At 57.5% G+C, this 15,586-nt stretch carries 11 protein-coding genes; all 11 read right to left on the bottom strand.

From position 1 onward, the window contains the following. Window positions 1–301: 301 nt before the first annotated feature. Complete coding sequence (locus VN577_22130; GenBank protein HWR17543.1) at window positions 302–3,277, bottom strand: ATP-dependent DNA helicase; 2,976 nt, start codon at window positions 3,275–3,277, stop codon at window positions 302–304. A gap of 90 nt (window positions 3,278–3,367) precedes the next feature. After that, complete coding sequence (locus tag VN577_22125; GenBank protein HWR17542.1) at window positions 3,368–4,111, bottom strand: RsmE family RNA methyltransferase; 744 nt, start codon at window positions 4,109–4,111, stop codon at window positions 3,368–3,370. Between the two features lie 93 nt (window positions 4,112–4,204). Further along, window positions 4,205–5,338, bottom strand: a complete 1,134-nt coding sequence (gene dnaJ / locus VN577_22120) for a molecular chaperone DnaJ (protein HWR17541.1) — start codon at window positions 5,336–5,338, stop codon at window positions 4,205–4,207. A 27-nt stretch (window positions 5,339–5,365) separates the two neighbouring features. Further along, window positions 5,366–5,926 (bottom strand): nucleotide exchange factor GrpE, encoded by a 561-nt coding sequence (gene grpE / locus VN577_22115; protein ID HWR17540.1) that lies wholly within the window; start codon window positions 5,924–5,926, stop codon window positions 5,366–5,368. A gap of 7 nt (window positions 5,927–5,933) precedes the next feature. Further along, window positions 5,934–6,974, bottom strand: coding sequence for a heat-inducible transcriptional repressor HrcA (hrcA, locus tag VN577_22110; GenBank protein ID HWR17539.1), 1,041 nt, complete (start codon window positions 6,972–6,974; stop codon window positions 5,934–5,936). Between the two features lie 220 nt (window positions 6,975–7,194). Beyond that, window positions 7,195–8,031 carry an Mrp/NBP35 family ATP-binding protein gene (locus VN577_22105; GenBank protein HWR17538.1) on the bottom strand — a complete coding sequence of 279 codons (837 nt, stop codon included), beginning with the start codon at window positions 8,029–8,031 and terminating at the stop codon, window positions 7,195–7,197. Window positions 8,032–8,213: 182 nt separating this feature from the next. Then, a complete protein-coding gene (gene cydB / locus VN577_22100) occupies window positions 8,214–9,260 on the bottom strand; it encodes a cytochrome d ubiquinol oxidase subunit II (GenBank protein HWR17537.1) in 1,047 nt (348 codons plus the stop codon). Window positions 9,261–9,267: 7 nt separating this feature from the next. Then, a complete protein-coding gene (locus tag VN577_22095) occupies window positions 9,268–10,623 on the bottom strand; it encodes a cytochrome ubiquinol oxidase subunit I (protein ID HWR17536.1) in 1,356 nt (451 codons plus the stop codon). Between the two features lie 185 nt (window positions 10,624–10,808). Next, a complete protein-coding gene (locus tag VN577_22090) occupies window positions 10,809–12,473 on the bottom strand; it encodes a tetratricopeptide repeat protein (GenBank protein ID HWR17535.1) in 1,665 nt (554 codons plus the stop codon). Between the two features lie 353 nt (window positions 12,474–12,826). Continuing rightward, window positions 12,827–13,693: a DUF4350 domain-containing protein gene (locus VN577_22085; GenBank protein ID HWR17534.1), complete on the bottom strand. Its 867-nt coding sequence runs from the start codon at window positions 13,691–13,693 to the stop codon at window positions 12,827–12,829. A 249-nt stretch (window positions 13,694–13,942) separates the two neighbouring features. Then, window positions 13,943–14,989: an alpha/beta fold hydrolase gene (locus VN577_22080; protein HWR17533.1), complete on the bottom strand. Its 1,047-nt coding sequence runs from the start codon at window positions 14,987–14,989 to the stop codon at window positions 13,943–13,945. Window positions 14,990–15,586 lie beyond the last annotated feature (597 nt).

Genomic DNA, 15,586 nt, shown 5'->3' with positions numbered 1-15,586 from the left:
TCTTCACTCCTCTCACACTCGGAATTTTGTCTTCTCACTCCTCTCGAGGAGGTATGAACCTCTTGGTGACATACAACTTTTCTCTTGACTTCGTTTTTGAATAACTCTATACATTCAAACAATTGCGATGTAGTTAGTCGCGACTTCAAGAAAGGGAGAATAGACACAATGGCAACCAAGAAGAAGGCAGCGAAGAAAGCCGCGAAGAAGACCAGCAAGAAAAAGTAAGTTAACGAATTACCAAACGGGGGACGCGATGAGCGTCCCCCAAAGTTTTTTGTACTCGTTCTTCTGACTATCTCTACTTCGAACTCTTCGCCGGCAACGCTTCCTCAATCACCCACAGCGGTTCTTCTTTCACCGGACACAATTCACGATATCCGCACCACTTGCAGTGGAAGCCCGGTTTGGCCGCAAATTTAGCGGCTTTGATCGCATCTGCGACGTCCGTGATCTTCGCTCGCGTGGCGCTGAGTTCTTGCTCGCTTCTCTCGGTTTCCGCCGTGTCGTTGCTTTCCAGGTTGTAGAAAGCAATCCTTGCTGGCAGGCTCTTCCAAAGTTCTTCCGCCGCGAGTGCGTAGATGGAAAGCTGCAAACTCTTCTTTGCGTCCTCTTCATCCTTCGGCGATCCCGTCTTGTAATCGACGATCGCGATGCTCCCATCCTCCAGTCGGTCCGCCCGATCGATGCGCCCCACCACCTTCACACCCCCCGCATTCAGCTCGAACGTAGTCTCCACCGCAAGAATTTCTGTCGGCTTTTCGGAATTACGAAGGTCGTAGAACTTACCAAGCTGATCCAGCCCCTGCTCGACATAGAGCTGCTTCTGGTGAGCATCGTCGAAGTGAGATATCTCCATCTGCTCTTCGAAGATCCGCAGGAACTGCTGCTTCGTCAACGGGCGTCCCGCCTTCAGCGCATCGTTGAACCCTTTCAACGCCGTGTGGACGGCGTTCCCGAATTGCAAGGCCGGCATCGGCTCCGAAGGTATATTCCAGTCTGCACTGATTTTGAATTGCAGCGGGCACTTCTCATATGTCTCGATTCGCGTCGCGCTTAGTGGAATCTTCTCCATCGGCCGCGACGGTGGCAACAGCATCCACTCCGCCGTCGTCGAGAATGCCTGCACCTCCGAAGCCGTCGCCGCGATCTCCGGACGGAACTCCGCCATCCTCGGAACGCAGCAATCACACAGCGCTTTGTCAGTTGCGAAATCGCGCAGCAATCCCGGAGGGGTCGCATCATCGAACCTCGGCGGCAATGCCGGCTTTCTGATGCGGCTGCGCTTGCCATAGATCGACAGCGTGTCACGCGCCCGCGTCATCGCCACGTAAAACAGCCTGCGCTCTTCCTGGTAGTGCAGCTCTTTCGGATCCTCTGCGCCCGCCCCACCGCCCTCTCGGAGCGCCTGCGGAAACTCGAACAGTTCCTCCCGATACGTTCCCGGGAACGACGACGTCGTCGAACGGACCACAAACACATGCGGGAACTCCAATCCCTTCGCGCCATGCGCCGTCATAAACTGCACGGCATTGCGTTTCTCATCTTCGGGACCTTCCGGCAATGTAACCTTGCCTCCTACTTCGCCGAAGAACTCCAGGTACTCCAGGAACTCCGCGACCGTCCCTTCTGCCGTGATCGCTTTCTTCTGCCACTCCTCGATGAAGTTCCGCAGTGCCTGTGTCGCGGCGTTCCGCATAATGTCGAACGACTTCATTCCCGCATCGAACACCGAAATCGCCAGCGGACCAGCAACCTTCCTTGCCTTCGCAACCGCGTCGATCACTGCGGCTCCGCCCTTAACTCCCGCCAGAACCGGCGCCAGCCCCGTAGCATCTTTCGCCGCTCGCAAGGCAGCGCGCAGTTCAACTGCATCGATCCCGAACTGCGACAACGACGCCAGTCGGAACAACGCTGCGCTGTCGCCTGTGTCGTAGATCGCCCGGAGCGCCGCCATCGCGTCGCGTACTTCGGGCGTCTCCAGAACATTCACGCCGCGAACATCGATAGGGATCTTCCGTTTGCTCAACTCCGCTGCCAGCTCCTCACGGTGCTGGTGCGACCGGTACAGCACCGCAAAATGCCTCCACGAGCACTTCTCGTGCCCTCTGCGCGTCTCGTGCCCCGGACACTTCGCAATAGCCCGCTCCAGCGCTTCGCCGATCTCCGCCGCCTCTGTTTCGCACGAAAATTCCAACGGCGTGTATACGAGTTCTACTGGCCCATAGTTCAGCTTCGGATTCGCCGCCTCGCGCGCGGACACCAGCGGCTTCCTCTGCGACAGCCCTTCTCTCACGATCGGCGGATTCTGGTCAATCACCTTGAATGCGCACCGCAGTATCGGCGACAACGATCGCCTGTTCTGCTCCAGCGACACGTGCTTCACGTTATGGAAGTGCTTCAGGAACTGATCGAACGCGCCTGTCGTCGCGCCGCGGAAACGGTAGATGGCCTGGTCAGGATCGCCCACCGCAAACACATTCTGCGCGTCGCCTGCCAGCAGCTTCGCCAGCCTGATCTGCGCCACGTTCGAATCCTGGAACTCATCGATCAGGATGAACCTCGCCCGTTCCTGCTCTTCCTTGAGCACTTGCGGATTCCCTTCGAGCAGCGTCACGGCCCGGCTGATCATGTTCCCGTACGTTCCCAGGTTCTTCTCCGCAAGCATCTGCCATACCCGCGCGAATACCGCTGAAATCTCTTCGCACCGCGCGATCACTTCCTCGGGCTTCAGCAACTCCGCGTCAGAACTCTTCAGCACCCTCGGCAGCGGATGTCTTCCCTCTTTCAACTCTGTAACGTATTTCGCGTATGACTCAGGAGTAATCAGCTCATCATCACAACGTTCGAAGAACGCCAATAGTGCCGGAAGAAATTGCCCGAGGTTCTGAGCCTTGATGTAGTGCTTTAAAGGAAGCTCCTTTATGCGTCTGCGCAAAAGCACAAACAGGTCTTCCTTCGTAATCGGCGTGAAGTCCATTCCCGCGCGCTTCAACAGCTCGCCGCAGAATGCGTGGAAGGTTGAAGCCCGCAACGCTCCGGCCAATAATCCACCCAATTCTGCCGCCACTCGCTGGCGCAGCTCTTGCGCGGCGTTGCGCGTATACGTAATCGCCAGCACCTCGTCTGCCCGCGCGTGATCCTTCGCAATCAGGTTGACGATTCGCTGCACCAGCACGGTCGTCTTCCCCGTACCAGCGCCCGCCACCACCAGCATGGGCCCATGGACATGTTCAATTGCTTTTTTCTGCTGTGGATCTGGCGTGATTTCGGCCACGTTTTCTCCCGGGATAGAAAGCCGATTATCTTTCTGCGCCCGTGCGGGCACAAGGACGAAACGAACCTAACCTTGGTGATTAGAGTTACTTCAAGAAGAATGCGCTGGCTCGGAATCTCCTCGTTCTCCGCGCATCATCTCAGCGCTACAAACCGCCACTGCCGCGATCACCGCTGTCTCAGCCCTCAGGATCGTCTCTCCCAGCGACACGGCCTGCCATCGGGCGTCAGCGAACCACTTCAACTCTTCATCGGCCCACCCACCCTCAGGACCAATCGCAAGCGTCACCGGCCCCTGAGCGCCTTCCACGGCATCCCTCAACATTCGCTGGTCTTCCGACTCCGCACAAACGATCTTCAACCCGCTCTCGCCGCCAATCGCCTTCTTCAACTCAATCGGGTCAGCAATCTCCGGAGCCGCTGTCCGCCTTGATTGCTGTGCCGCCTCATGTGCGATCCGTCGCCAGCGTTCCACCCTTTTCAACGCCGACTGCGCCAGGTGACGCTCCGTCCTCCTTGCGACGACCGGCACGATTCTTGTGACGCCCAACTCTGTCGCCTTCTCTACCGCCCACTCGAAACGGTCGAATTTGAAGATCGCCAGCAGCAGCGTGATGGGCGCAACCTCTGTCGCCGCAACCTCTTCGCCCAGGTGAAACTCGACTCTGTCTTCCCCGACCGTAACCACCTTACCCAACCGCACGCGCCCGTCTGCGGCAATGTCAAACTCCTGCCCCACCCTCGCGCGCAACACCTGTGCAAGATGACGCGCATTCTGCCCTGTCAACGCTGCTGTATCGCCGTTTATCTCGTCTGCAAGGAATCGCCGTCGCATAACCCTCAAATCGTAATTGTCAGTCCGGAATCGTCAATAAAAACTAAAGGCGCAGCCTAAGCCGCGCCCATCGGAAATCGTAACGTCGCAAACCTAGTTAAAGAATTCCTTCACCTTGCTCATGATGCTTGGGTCCTTCGATGGCTTGTTGTCCACCGTCGTCAGTCCCGCCAGTTCGTTCAACAATTCCTTCTGCCGCTTATTCAGCTTCGTCGGAACTTGAACCCTTACTTCAACCATCAGGTCGCCCTTGCCATGACCATTCACAACCGGCACGCCCTTGCCCTTAATGCGAAACACCGTTCCGCTCTGCGTGCCCTCAGGTACCTTCAGCTTGTGCATCCCGTCCAGCGTCGGGATTTCGATCTCCGCCCCAAGTGCTGCCTGCGGAAATGAAATCGGAATTGAGCAGTGCAGATCACGTCCGTCGCGCTGGAAGAAATCATGTTCCTTCACGTGCAACACGATGTACAAGTCACCCGCCGGGCCGCCGAAGTATCCCGGTTCGCCCTGTCCGGCATACCGCATCCTCATACCATCTTCCACGCCTGCCGGAACCTTCACCTCAAGCTCTCTCTTCTTCAGCACGCGGCCTTCTCCGCGGCACGCAGAGCAAGGATCCGAAATCACCTGCCCCACGCCACCACAACTCGTGCATGTGCGCGCAATCGAGAAGAAGCCCTGCTGGTATCGCACCTGACCGCGTCCCTGGCACGTCTTGCAGGTTGTCGCCGACTTCCCTGGCGCAACGCCTGTTCCTGAGCACGTGTCACAGCTCTCGTGCTTCGTCACGTCGATGCTCGTGGTGACTCCAAATGCCGCTTCTTCGAACTCGATCGTGATGTCTTCCCGCAGGTCCTGCCCCCGCTGCGCACGCGTGCGCCGGCGCCCGCCACCACCGAATAGGTCGCCGAAGCCGAACATGTCTCCGAACAGGTCGGAGAGGTCCGTAAACACCGCCGAGTTGAAGTCCACTCCCGGTCCCGCCCCGCCGCCAACCGCTGCATGGCCGAACTGGTCGTACCGGGAACGCTGCTGTGCGTCCGCCAGAACGCTGTAGGCCTCCGAGCACTCCTTGAACTTTTCTTCTGCCGATGGATCATCCGGGTTCTTGTCCGGGTGATATCTCATCGCCAGTTTCCGGTAAGCGCTCTTGATCTCCTGGTCGGTCGCCGTTCTGGTTACGCCCAGTACTTCGTAATAATCGCGTTTTGTATTGGTCGCCAATTCGTCCTGCTTTACCTGCTCAACAGCTTACTTCGAAACTGTAACCATGGCCGGGCGCAGCAAGCGCTCTCGGATTTTGTATCCGCGCTGCAACTCATCCACTACGTGATTTGCCGGCACCGTGCCGCCATCTACCATCTGTACTGCCTGGTGCAGCGTCGGATCAAACGGTTGACCCTTCGCCTCGATCGGTTCCACGCCAAGCTTGCTTAACGCGTCGTGGAATTGCCGGTCGATCAGTTCCACGCCCTTGCGAAACTCCGGGCCTTCCTGCTGCGTTTGCAGCGCGCGGTCCAGGCTGTCCAGGATCGGCAGCAATGTTTGGATGGCGTTGGTCAAAGCGTAGTCGCGGAAATCTTGCTGCTCTTTCTGCTGGCGCTTCCGCGCGTTATCAAACTCCGCCTGCAACCGTGCCAGGCGGTCGAACAGCGTGTCCCGTTCCGCTTTCACCTTCGCGTACTCTGTATCCACGGTCCCTTGCGCCTGGTTCTCCGGCGCGCCGGCTTCGGCGACCTCCGTCTCCTCCGACGCAGGCAGTTCGTGTTCCAGGTCCAGCCTGGATTCTTCGTTCCTATCTGTCATTGTCATGATTGCCCTACGGCTCTTGCGTGAACTTCTCGAATAACTGTGAGATGTAACCTACCGCCGTCATGGCGTGCTGGTAATCGATCCGCGTCGGCCCGATAATCGCCAGCGATCCTACTACTTCGCCTCCCGCTCTCGCGGGAGCGCCAATCAGCACAAAATCCTTTAATTGCGGTTCGAACTCTTCCAGCCCGAAAACCACTCGAACTGTTTCCTGGTTCGCGTCCAGATACGCGCCCAGTAACTCTGCCACTCGTTGCTTTTCTTCCAGCGTCCGCAGAATGTCTCTGAGCTTCTGCTGGTCGGCGTTGCCGATCAGGTTTGCAGCACCTTCCAGGTACACATCCTGCACGTGCCGGTCGTCCGACAAGGCACCCTGTTTGTACAGCGTCTCGATCGACTTCATCAGACGGTCGTACTCGCTGCGTTCCTGCTCGATGCGGCGCTGTATCTCCGCGCGCAGCGCATCCAGGGCCCATCCGCGAAAGTTCTCGTTCAGGTACTTCGCCGCCACTTCCAGGTCTGCCGAACTTAGTTCGTGCTCCAGCCTCAACATCTTGTCGCGAACCACGCCCGATTTCGTGATCACCACGGCGAGCACGCGGTTCTCCGCCAGGCGAGTGAAGTGGACGTGCTCCAGCACTTCCTTCGGCGCACCCGCGACTGCCACTCCAACCTTTTGCGAAATCAGCGACAACACGTGCGACGTCCGCTCCATGAACTCCTGCACGTCGGTCGCACCCTTCAGGCCGGTCTCAATCATGCCCTGCGTGGTGTCGGAAATGCTCCGGGTCCGGTTCGCAATCTGCGTCACGTAGTACCGGTATGCCTCGGCCGTGGGAACCCTGCCCGCAGACGTATGCGGTTGGTCCAGGTAGCCGGCCTCGGTCAGGTCCGCCATCACGTTTCTTATGCTGGCCGGACTCAACCCCTCGCTATTCGCGCGCGAAAGGCTCCGCGATCCAATCGGTTCCCCACTAATAATGTAGGCCTCGATGATCGCCTGAAGTACCTCGCGCTCGCGCGGACCGAATTGTGGGCTGCTCGACACCCTGCGAAATACCTCTAAATACCCTAATTACTTGAACTTACAAGAATATATAGGCGACAGTTCGCCTCCTAAATTTTAGGAATAACCGGGAGAGAAGTCAATAGCACTCTCAGCCCCAGAGTGCCAAAACGTCAGCTATTCCGCGCATCACTCTGACTGCCAAATGGAAACCGCCGGCACTCTTATAACCGGCGGTCATTCGTAAATCCTGTTCGTAACTCTACTGGATTGAGATCACGCTCTCACTCGACGCCTGTATCTCTTTCACGCGGTCAATCACCTTTCGCGCAAATTCATAGAGCGACTTCGCATGCTCCGACTCCTCGCCTGCCAGCGTCACCGGATTCCCCGTGTCTCCGCCCTTGCGGATCTCCGGATCCAGTTCAATCGACCCCAGGAACGGTACCCCAAACTGCTCGGCCGTCTTTTGCCCGCCGCCCTTCGAGAAGATATCAATCTCATGATGGCAATGCGGACAATGAAACGCGCCCATATTTTCGGCGATCCCGATCACGTCCACCTTCACCTGCTTGAACATCTCGATAGCCTTGCGACCGTCCTGCAGCGACACATCGCTCGGCGTCGTCACCACAACTGCGCCTGTCAGCGGTACCGTCTGGATCAGCGAAATCGCCACGTCGCCCGTTCCCGGCGGCAGGTCCACGATCAGGAAGTCCAACTGCCCCCATTCGACACGCTGAATGAATTCCCGGATCATCTGGTGCAGCATGGGTCCCCGCCAGACCAGCGGCTTATCGCCGGGGTTCAGCAACCCCACCGAAATCACCTTCACGCCGTAGCGCGTCGGCGGCTCAATCATGTTCTCGCCAACGATCTTCGGCGTCGCACTCGACCCCAGCATCAGTGGCACATTCGGACCATACACATCTGCATCCAGCAATCCGACCTTGTAGCCCAGCTTCGCCAGGCTCAGCGCCAGATTCACCGCCAGCGTGGTCTTCCCAACGCCTCCCTTGCCGCTGCCCACGGCTACGACTGCATCAACTCCCGGAATCGGTTGCGGCCCTTGCGGTGCGTGTCCATGCGTATGTCCCACAGATACTCTCCTTCAGTAGTGCTGAATCTTTGATTATAGCGGAGGAACCGAGCGATTTTGCAGCGTGCACGGCGTAGTTCTACGATTCCGATCAACCCTACTTATCAACAAAAAGGGCCGCCAACCCTCGTCAGCGGCCTTTCCATTACCAAATTACAAAATTACCCAATCACCAAATTGTTTTAATGTCCATATCCTCCCTCGGCCATATCCACCTTCCCCTTGAACATCTTGAACAGGAAGACGAAATACCCGATGGCAATCACGATCCCGATCGACCACCACACGAATCCGACCTTCATTCCGTACGCACCGGTAGCCGTGTTGTAGATCGTCAGGTTGTTCGCCGGATCTCCGCTCGCCAGCAGCACATTCGGATACGCCGCAAACGCCGCGCCGCCCAGCATCAGCGCCAGGTACGCGCACGAGCTAAGGAACGCATACTTCTCGTTCCCCTTCGCGTGCAGGCGCCACATCGCGAACAGCGACGCGAACACCAGCACCGGAATCGCAACGCCGATTGGCCAGCGCTTGAAGTTCGTCGCCAAGGCCGGATTCGCCCACACCGAAGCAAACAGGCTCAGCAACGTCAGACCCAACTGCACCGGCCACAACGCCGACGCGATCTTCCGCGCGCGCGTGTTGACGTCGCCTTCGGTCTTCAGACCGATGTACAGCGCCCCATGCACCGTCAGCGCTACCAGCGCCAGCACACCCGAGAGCACCGTGTACCAGTCGAGAATCCCCGGCTCCGGCCCCACTCTCCAGTTCGTCCACAGCGGCAGGAAGAACAGCCCGTCTTTCCCGAGTGGCACTCCGCGCACCACGTTCCCCAGCGCCGCGCCAAAGAAGACTGCCAGCAGCGCGCTTGCGCCGCAGAACACGACGTCGAAGAACCCGCGCCACACTTCACTGGTGCTGTGCGCGCGGAACTCAATCCCGATCGCCCGCAGCATCAACAACCAAAGCACGATCATCAACGGCAGATAGAAGCCCTGGAAACTCGACGCATACAGCAACGGAAATGCGAAGTACAACGTCCCGCCCGTGGCCAGCAGCCACACTTCGTTTCCATCCCATACCGGACCAATCGCCCGAATAATCGCCGTCCTTCCCGCGTCAGTCTTTCCGGCGATCAGGTGGATCGCTCCTGCGCCCAGGTCGAATCCATCGAGCACAACGTAGGCGACAAGCATTAACGCAACAATTAAGAACCATAAGGTTTCCATAGTCGTCCTATACGGCTACTGCCGCCTCCTTCGTATGTGTCTCCGCCGCTTCCGGACCCGACGCAATCTGCCTGTACACCAGGAACAGGAACAGGATCGACAGGATCGTGTACATGCCCATGAAGCCCAGTAGCGTGAACCACCCGTTACCGGCCGATACCAGCGTCGAGTATCCGTCCTTTGTCCGCAGCAGCCCATACACCAGCCACGGCTGCCGGCCGATCTCCGCCGTCATCCATCCCGCCGTATTCGCGATGTACGGGAACGGTGCGCTCAGCATCAGGATCCACATCATCCACTTCGCGTCGTACAGCTTCTTCTTCGACAGCAGGAACGCGCTCAGCAGCATTACCGCGATGAAGATCGTCCCCAGCCCCACCATGATGTGGTAGCTGTAATACAGCAGTGGGATGTTGTCCGGCAGGTCTTCTTTCGGGAAGGCATCCATACCTTTAACTTCAGCGTTCCACCGCTTGTACGTCAGGAAGCTCAACATCTTCGGCACGCTCAGCGGATTGTCGATCTTCTGATTCGCCACATCCGGCTGCCCCATGATGTGGATCGGCGCGCCCTCTGTTGTCGTATACAGGCCTTCCATCGCCGCTAGCGTCGCCGGCTGCTTCTTCGCGAGCATCTGTCCCTGCCCATCGCCAGTCGGGAAGAGCTGGATCACTGCGAAGATCAACCCCGCCACCACGCCCGTGCGGATGTAAAGTCTCGCCTGCTCCATATGCTTTTTGCTGAGAAGGTAGTACGCGCCGATCGCCGTCATCACGAACGTTCCCGTAATCACCGCTCCGCTCATGTTGTGCGCATACTGCCAGAGTGCCCACGGGTTCAACAGCAGCGCCCAGAAGCTCGTCAGTTGGAACGATCCGTTTGCCAATCTCTCATAGCCCACCGGATGCTGCATCCAGGCGTCCGTAGCCACAATGAAGTACCCCGACAGCCACGATCCCGCGAACACCATGAACGCCGAGAACCAATGCATCTTCGGGCTCAATCGCTTCTCGCCAAACAGAAATAATCCCAGGAAGGCCGACTCCAGGAAGAACGCGAACACGCCTTCCATCGCCAGCGTCTGTCCGATCACGCCTCCCGCGAATTGCGAGAAATGCGACCAGTTGGTGCCGAACTGGAATTCCATCGGAATTCCCGTCACCACGCCCAGCACGAAGTTGATCCCGAAGATCTTCGCCCAGAACCGCGCGGCCTTGTTATACCGATCCTCGCCCGTCCTCAGCGCCTTCGTCTTGAAGTACACGATGAGTGGCGCCAGCCCCATCGTCAGTTGTGGGAAAAGGTAGTGATAAGTAATAGTGAAAGCGAAGTGCAGTCGATGAACTAAAAGAGCACTTTCCATAATCTCTCGTCTTCAATCGTGGGAATGAAATCCGCAATCCTGCTGCGAGGATTATCTTTGCCGCCCTTACCACGCGGATGTGACGCGGATCACATCACTGTCAACAAATCCTGTGCTGAAAATCGCATCCGCAAAAGAAAAACCCGAGCCTCAAACTAGGCTCGGGTGGCTGAAAATGCCGCTATCTAGAACTTCGATGCCGTCAGTCTCACATCCGCATACTTCCATGCCACTGTGAACTGTTCCTCTGTCTTCGACGCCTCATTGCTTTTGCCCTGCGCCTTCAGCGCCTGCGCAAGCCCGTAGAGCGCCCATCCATTCTTCCGATGATGCTTTAGGTCCTCCACGTAAACCTTCTCCGCATCTGCCGGACGACCCGCCTCCAGCAGCACCGCACCCAGCACGTGACGCACCGGGAAGTACCAGTCTTCCGGCTCGTTGTAGTGCAAGGCATCCTGCGCCGCGACCGCCTTCTCCAGCGACGCAACCGCCGACGCATAATCCTTCCGCGCCGCTGCCAGTTCACCGGCCAGAATATTCTCGGCGATCGTCAGCAGTTTCTGCCCGTCGTTGTTGCCCATTTTCTGGTCTTTCAACGCCGGATTCTTTGCGATCTCTCCGATCTCCTTCAACTGCTTCTCCGCATCGTCAAGCTTGCCCGCCCGAATCAGAGCCACGCCTTGCCCATACCGCCAGATCGCATTCGAAGCCAGCAGTTTCTCCGAAGGCTGCGGATACGCCAGCAACTCATCCCACTTGCCGAACCTCACCATCGACAAGATCGGCACTGAGGTAAACACGTTCCCCCAGTACGGCATTTCATCGCCGACGTCCGCGGGAATCTTTTCCTTCATCTTCTTCGCCAGCCCGATCGCTTCCTCGCTGCCGCCCTGCATCGCTGCTGCAAACGACCCCATGTGCAGGTTATGCGGATAGTACGCAATCGGATAAATCCCCTGCGCCCTGCATTGCGTAATGTAATCCTCGTCCGCCTTCGACGCCTTGCGGTTCGCCTCGGCCGCATCCTCCCACCGTCCCACTCTCAGGTAGATGTGACTGGGCATATGCACCAGGTGGCCCGCCGTCGGAGCCAGTCCTCCCAGCACGTCCGCACTAGGCTCACCGCGGTCCGGTGTCGACGACGCCTCCACCGCATGAATGTACAAGTGATGCGCGCCCGTGTGATTCGGCCACCGCTTCATCGCCGACTCAAGCGTCTTCTGTACCGTCACAATCGCCGGCTTCGGATCGCCATTCGCCTGGTAGTAATCCCACGGCATGGTCTCCATCAGCGCCGACGCATACAACACCTGCGCGTCCGGATCGTTCGGATGTTTCTTCGCCAGCTTGCCCATCGCCTGCGCATAACCCACGTCCAGTTTCGCGCGATCCGCATCCTTGTTTGCCGAATACCGCTTCGCCAGCGTCTTTATGTAATCGCGCTCTGCCGCCGGCTTGCCCTTCGACTTCTGGATTGCCGTCTGGATCGCCGCGTAAGCCTTTCCCGCGCGGTCTGGCGTAATCGGGTCGTTGATATTCGGAGCTAGTGCCAGCGCCTGTCCCCACCACGCCATCGCCATGTCCGGATCAAGTTGCTGCGCCTGCGCAAATGCGCGCTCCGCTTCCAGGTGATTGAACGCGTAGATCAGCGCAATTCCCTGGTCGAAGTACTTCTGCGCCATCTCGTTCTTCGTCGATGTCGGATGGTTTAACGTACCCACGCCCGTCAGCAGCGGCGCACGGGTCATGTCAACTTTGTTGTCTAGCTCGTGCTTGTGTTGGGCGGTTACGCTGAATGCAGCCAGAACTGCACACAACAACACAGATAGCCTCAATGCGGCTTTCAACATCTTTCTCTTCTCCTCACCCAGTTCCCCGATGCATGGAATATACAGGAACTCACAAGTTGAGTCCTCAACTCCGTGTTAGCCAAGCGAGTGCTATCGGGCTTGTGGGTGTGCAGAAACTCCAGTCCGCCACTCCTATCTCCTGTGTGCCTCGGACACCCTGTCCTCAGTCTTAGAGTTGTGAATCGGCGAGGTGATCGCGACCAGTCCGCGTAGCGGACGACATCCATTAGCCCCGGGTGGAGCGCGTGCTTTTGCGCGCGCAACCCGGGGTTACCTTGGCTGGGGATTGTCCGGTGGCGGTGCGCAGCACCGCGGGTCCAACGATATATCTACAACCGCACAGCGCCATTACTTCACTTGGCGTTCGTGAGCCAGTGCACGATATTGAGCAAGAACTGATAGTTCTGCTTTGCGCTATCCGAGTTCATGCCCATCGGACGCTTCTGCGGCCCGGCGACTTGCGCGCTGAACATGGCTGCCTCGCCAAACACGGCCACTCGTCCCTTTCCCACTTTCACCACGGCCCCCTGGCACCATCGTGTGATCGGCACCCTCGGTGTCTCCGGCGTAAATTGCCATGCCATTTCCGGTGTGACCGAGACGTATCCCTGCGGAAGCTCCAGAACCGGTTCTACGTTCGGGCCCGGATAGAACGCAGACCCCGTGAATGTAACCACCGAATCGACTCTCTCCTCAACCCCACGCCCCTCCGTCCACGGGCCCGGCTTCAGGCCCTTCTCTGGCGTAAAGGTAATTGGGCCTGGATTCTGTGCATCGCGTGGCATCGCAAACCCATTGCTGAACTCCAGTCCGAACGCACGCGCAAGATCGCCTGCGGCACCCGGAAACGGCATGTGATCTGCGATCAGGAACAATGCTCCGCCGTTCTCCACATACTTCTTCAACTCAGCGATCTCCGCGGGCGTAAAAGCAGACGGCGTTGGCAGCCCCCAGTTCCCATCGGCGTTGACCGCGTTCAATGCGTTCGAGATGATCAGCAAGTCGGCGGCCTTCAGAGAACTTGCAGTAAACGGCGTGTTGCTCCCCGCCACGCGGTATCCATCGCGCCGCAGTAACTCTGCCAGGGGCCTATATCTTCCATCGACGGTATGAAAGTTATGGTGCCCGCCATCGATGACTACGCGAGGCCCCTCGCCTTGCGCATAAGCAGGTTTAGGAATGGGAGGTTTGTAATCCAGATCCGGAACTTGTTGTGCCACTGCACATCCAGCGATATTTAGGACGAACAAAAGCAGTAGCGAGCTTCCCTTCATAAGAGAACCACCTTTTCCCCAAACACCGTCCGACCCAATCTTCACCCCTTTGACAAGCGGTCTCAAGGTACCAACGAAAAGTGACAAACCTTGTTTGTCGAAGGGTAGGTGGAGTCGCACGTAATGTACTAGCTACGCCAAGCGAAGGTTCACTCATCCGCAGCTACGGCTTGTGTTCTTGAATATCCCCGCTCCTCACCGGTCTAGCCCCTTCTTCTTCAGGTACGCCGAGAGAATGTCCGCAATTTCCACGTTGTTGGTGTCTGAGAATGGGAAATGCGTGTTCCCGCGTACCCCGATTGCCGGCAGATCCACAATCGTAACGTCGCCTCCATGCTTGTTCACAGTGGCTGCCCATAACCGCGCCATCGCCCGGCGGATACGCCACGCGTCTTGCCCCGGGTTCGGCGATGGCTCCTCGGGAATATAGTCGCCGTAGTAAATCACGATTGGAATCTTTGTGAGTTTCAGGAACTCCGGCATCGGTGCACTGGCTGCCTCAATCGTTCCGCCGAAACTGTGCATCGGCTCCGGGATCTCGCCTTCGGGAAACAGAAAACTGGTGCCCGGCTCGTAGGAAACAATCGCTTTGATCTTGTTGCTCTTGATAGCCGACAGCCAGCCAATGCCCCCACCATGGGAATGGCTCACCAGGATACCCGGACCGATTTTGTCGAAGAGCGACGCAATCGAGTCGGATATTACTCCGATATCAAACGGACCTGTGTTGGGCGTAATCTGCCGGAAATATTGATTCAAGGCCTCCGGATCATGCGAAAACTGAACACCCGGAAAATAGTTCGGCCATAAGCCGAGTCGGAAGAAGTTAAACCATTTCTGCTCATCCGCGGTCGGCGTAATCAGTTCGGATACGGTTGAGCGGCCGGCGTTGCCACGTCGCGGCTGGTCCATCAGGTACACGGCAAAGCGACGCCGCAGGAAGATATTCTGAAATCCTTCGCGGCCATCGGGCGTCGTCTCCCACGTCTTCGAAAACTGGTAGATGCCGTGCAGGAACACCAGTGGCAGCCGGCGAGCATGCGCTGGGACTTGGTAGAACACATAGGCATGATCGCCATGTAGAGTCTGCCCTTCCGGTCCCAGGCTGATCGGGTCAAAGCTACCCGGATTTGTGATCACTTTGCCGCCAACGGCGAAACTGCCCTGTCGCTCGATGACAATGGCATGGGACTTCACGGTCCCACTTGGAACCGAACGGCTCTGCGCTAATCCGGTTTGCATTGCCAACAGCCCGCTAAAGCATCCAAGAAGAAGGCTCCAAAACCACACTCTGGAAGAGCACATTTCTTTTCTGGGCTTGTCCCCCCTTCCTTGATCTCGAACGAGACCTTGCTCATATCTGGAATATGTTGAGGGGGCCCGGGGCCGTTAGGAATCGAAGAGTATCGGTCGCGTCCGGATACCGGCGAGGTTAGGTAGTGCGGCAGTCAACGTCAATAGCGGTAACCACCTTTATCTGTGACACCAGGAGAGTCCGTTCCCGTTTCGGGAAAAACGGTGTCAAGGGGGTCTGCGCCTCCATTTTCACGTAAGTCACTGATTTAACGGAAAATATAAATCTGCAAAACGTGGCATGATACCCACGCCCCAATTGCTATTCTGAAAATGTAGATGGTTTTCGGACTTTGTCATTCTGAGTTCTGAGGCAAAGCCGAAACCCCTGTACTTGTTTTTTGGGGTTGTCATTCTGAGGCGTAGCCGAAGAACCTCTGTACTTGGTTTTCTTCAGGAGCAGAGCTTTTGCCAACGACTGATGACTAAGGACTAACGACTTGCTTCTTCTAACTCCTTTGTTTTCATATATGCGCTGTCTAACTC

Source organism: Terriglobales bacterium, from assembly GCA_035561515.1.
GTDB lineage: Bacteria > Acidobacteriota > Terriglobia > Terriglobales > Acidobacteriaceae > DATMXP01.
This window is presented reverse-complemented; position numbering and strand designations above follow the sequence as displayed.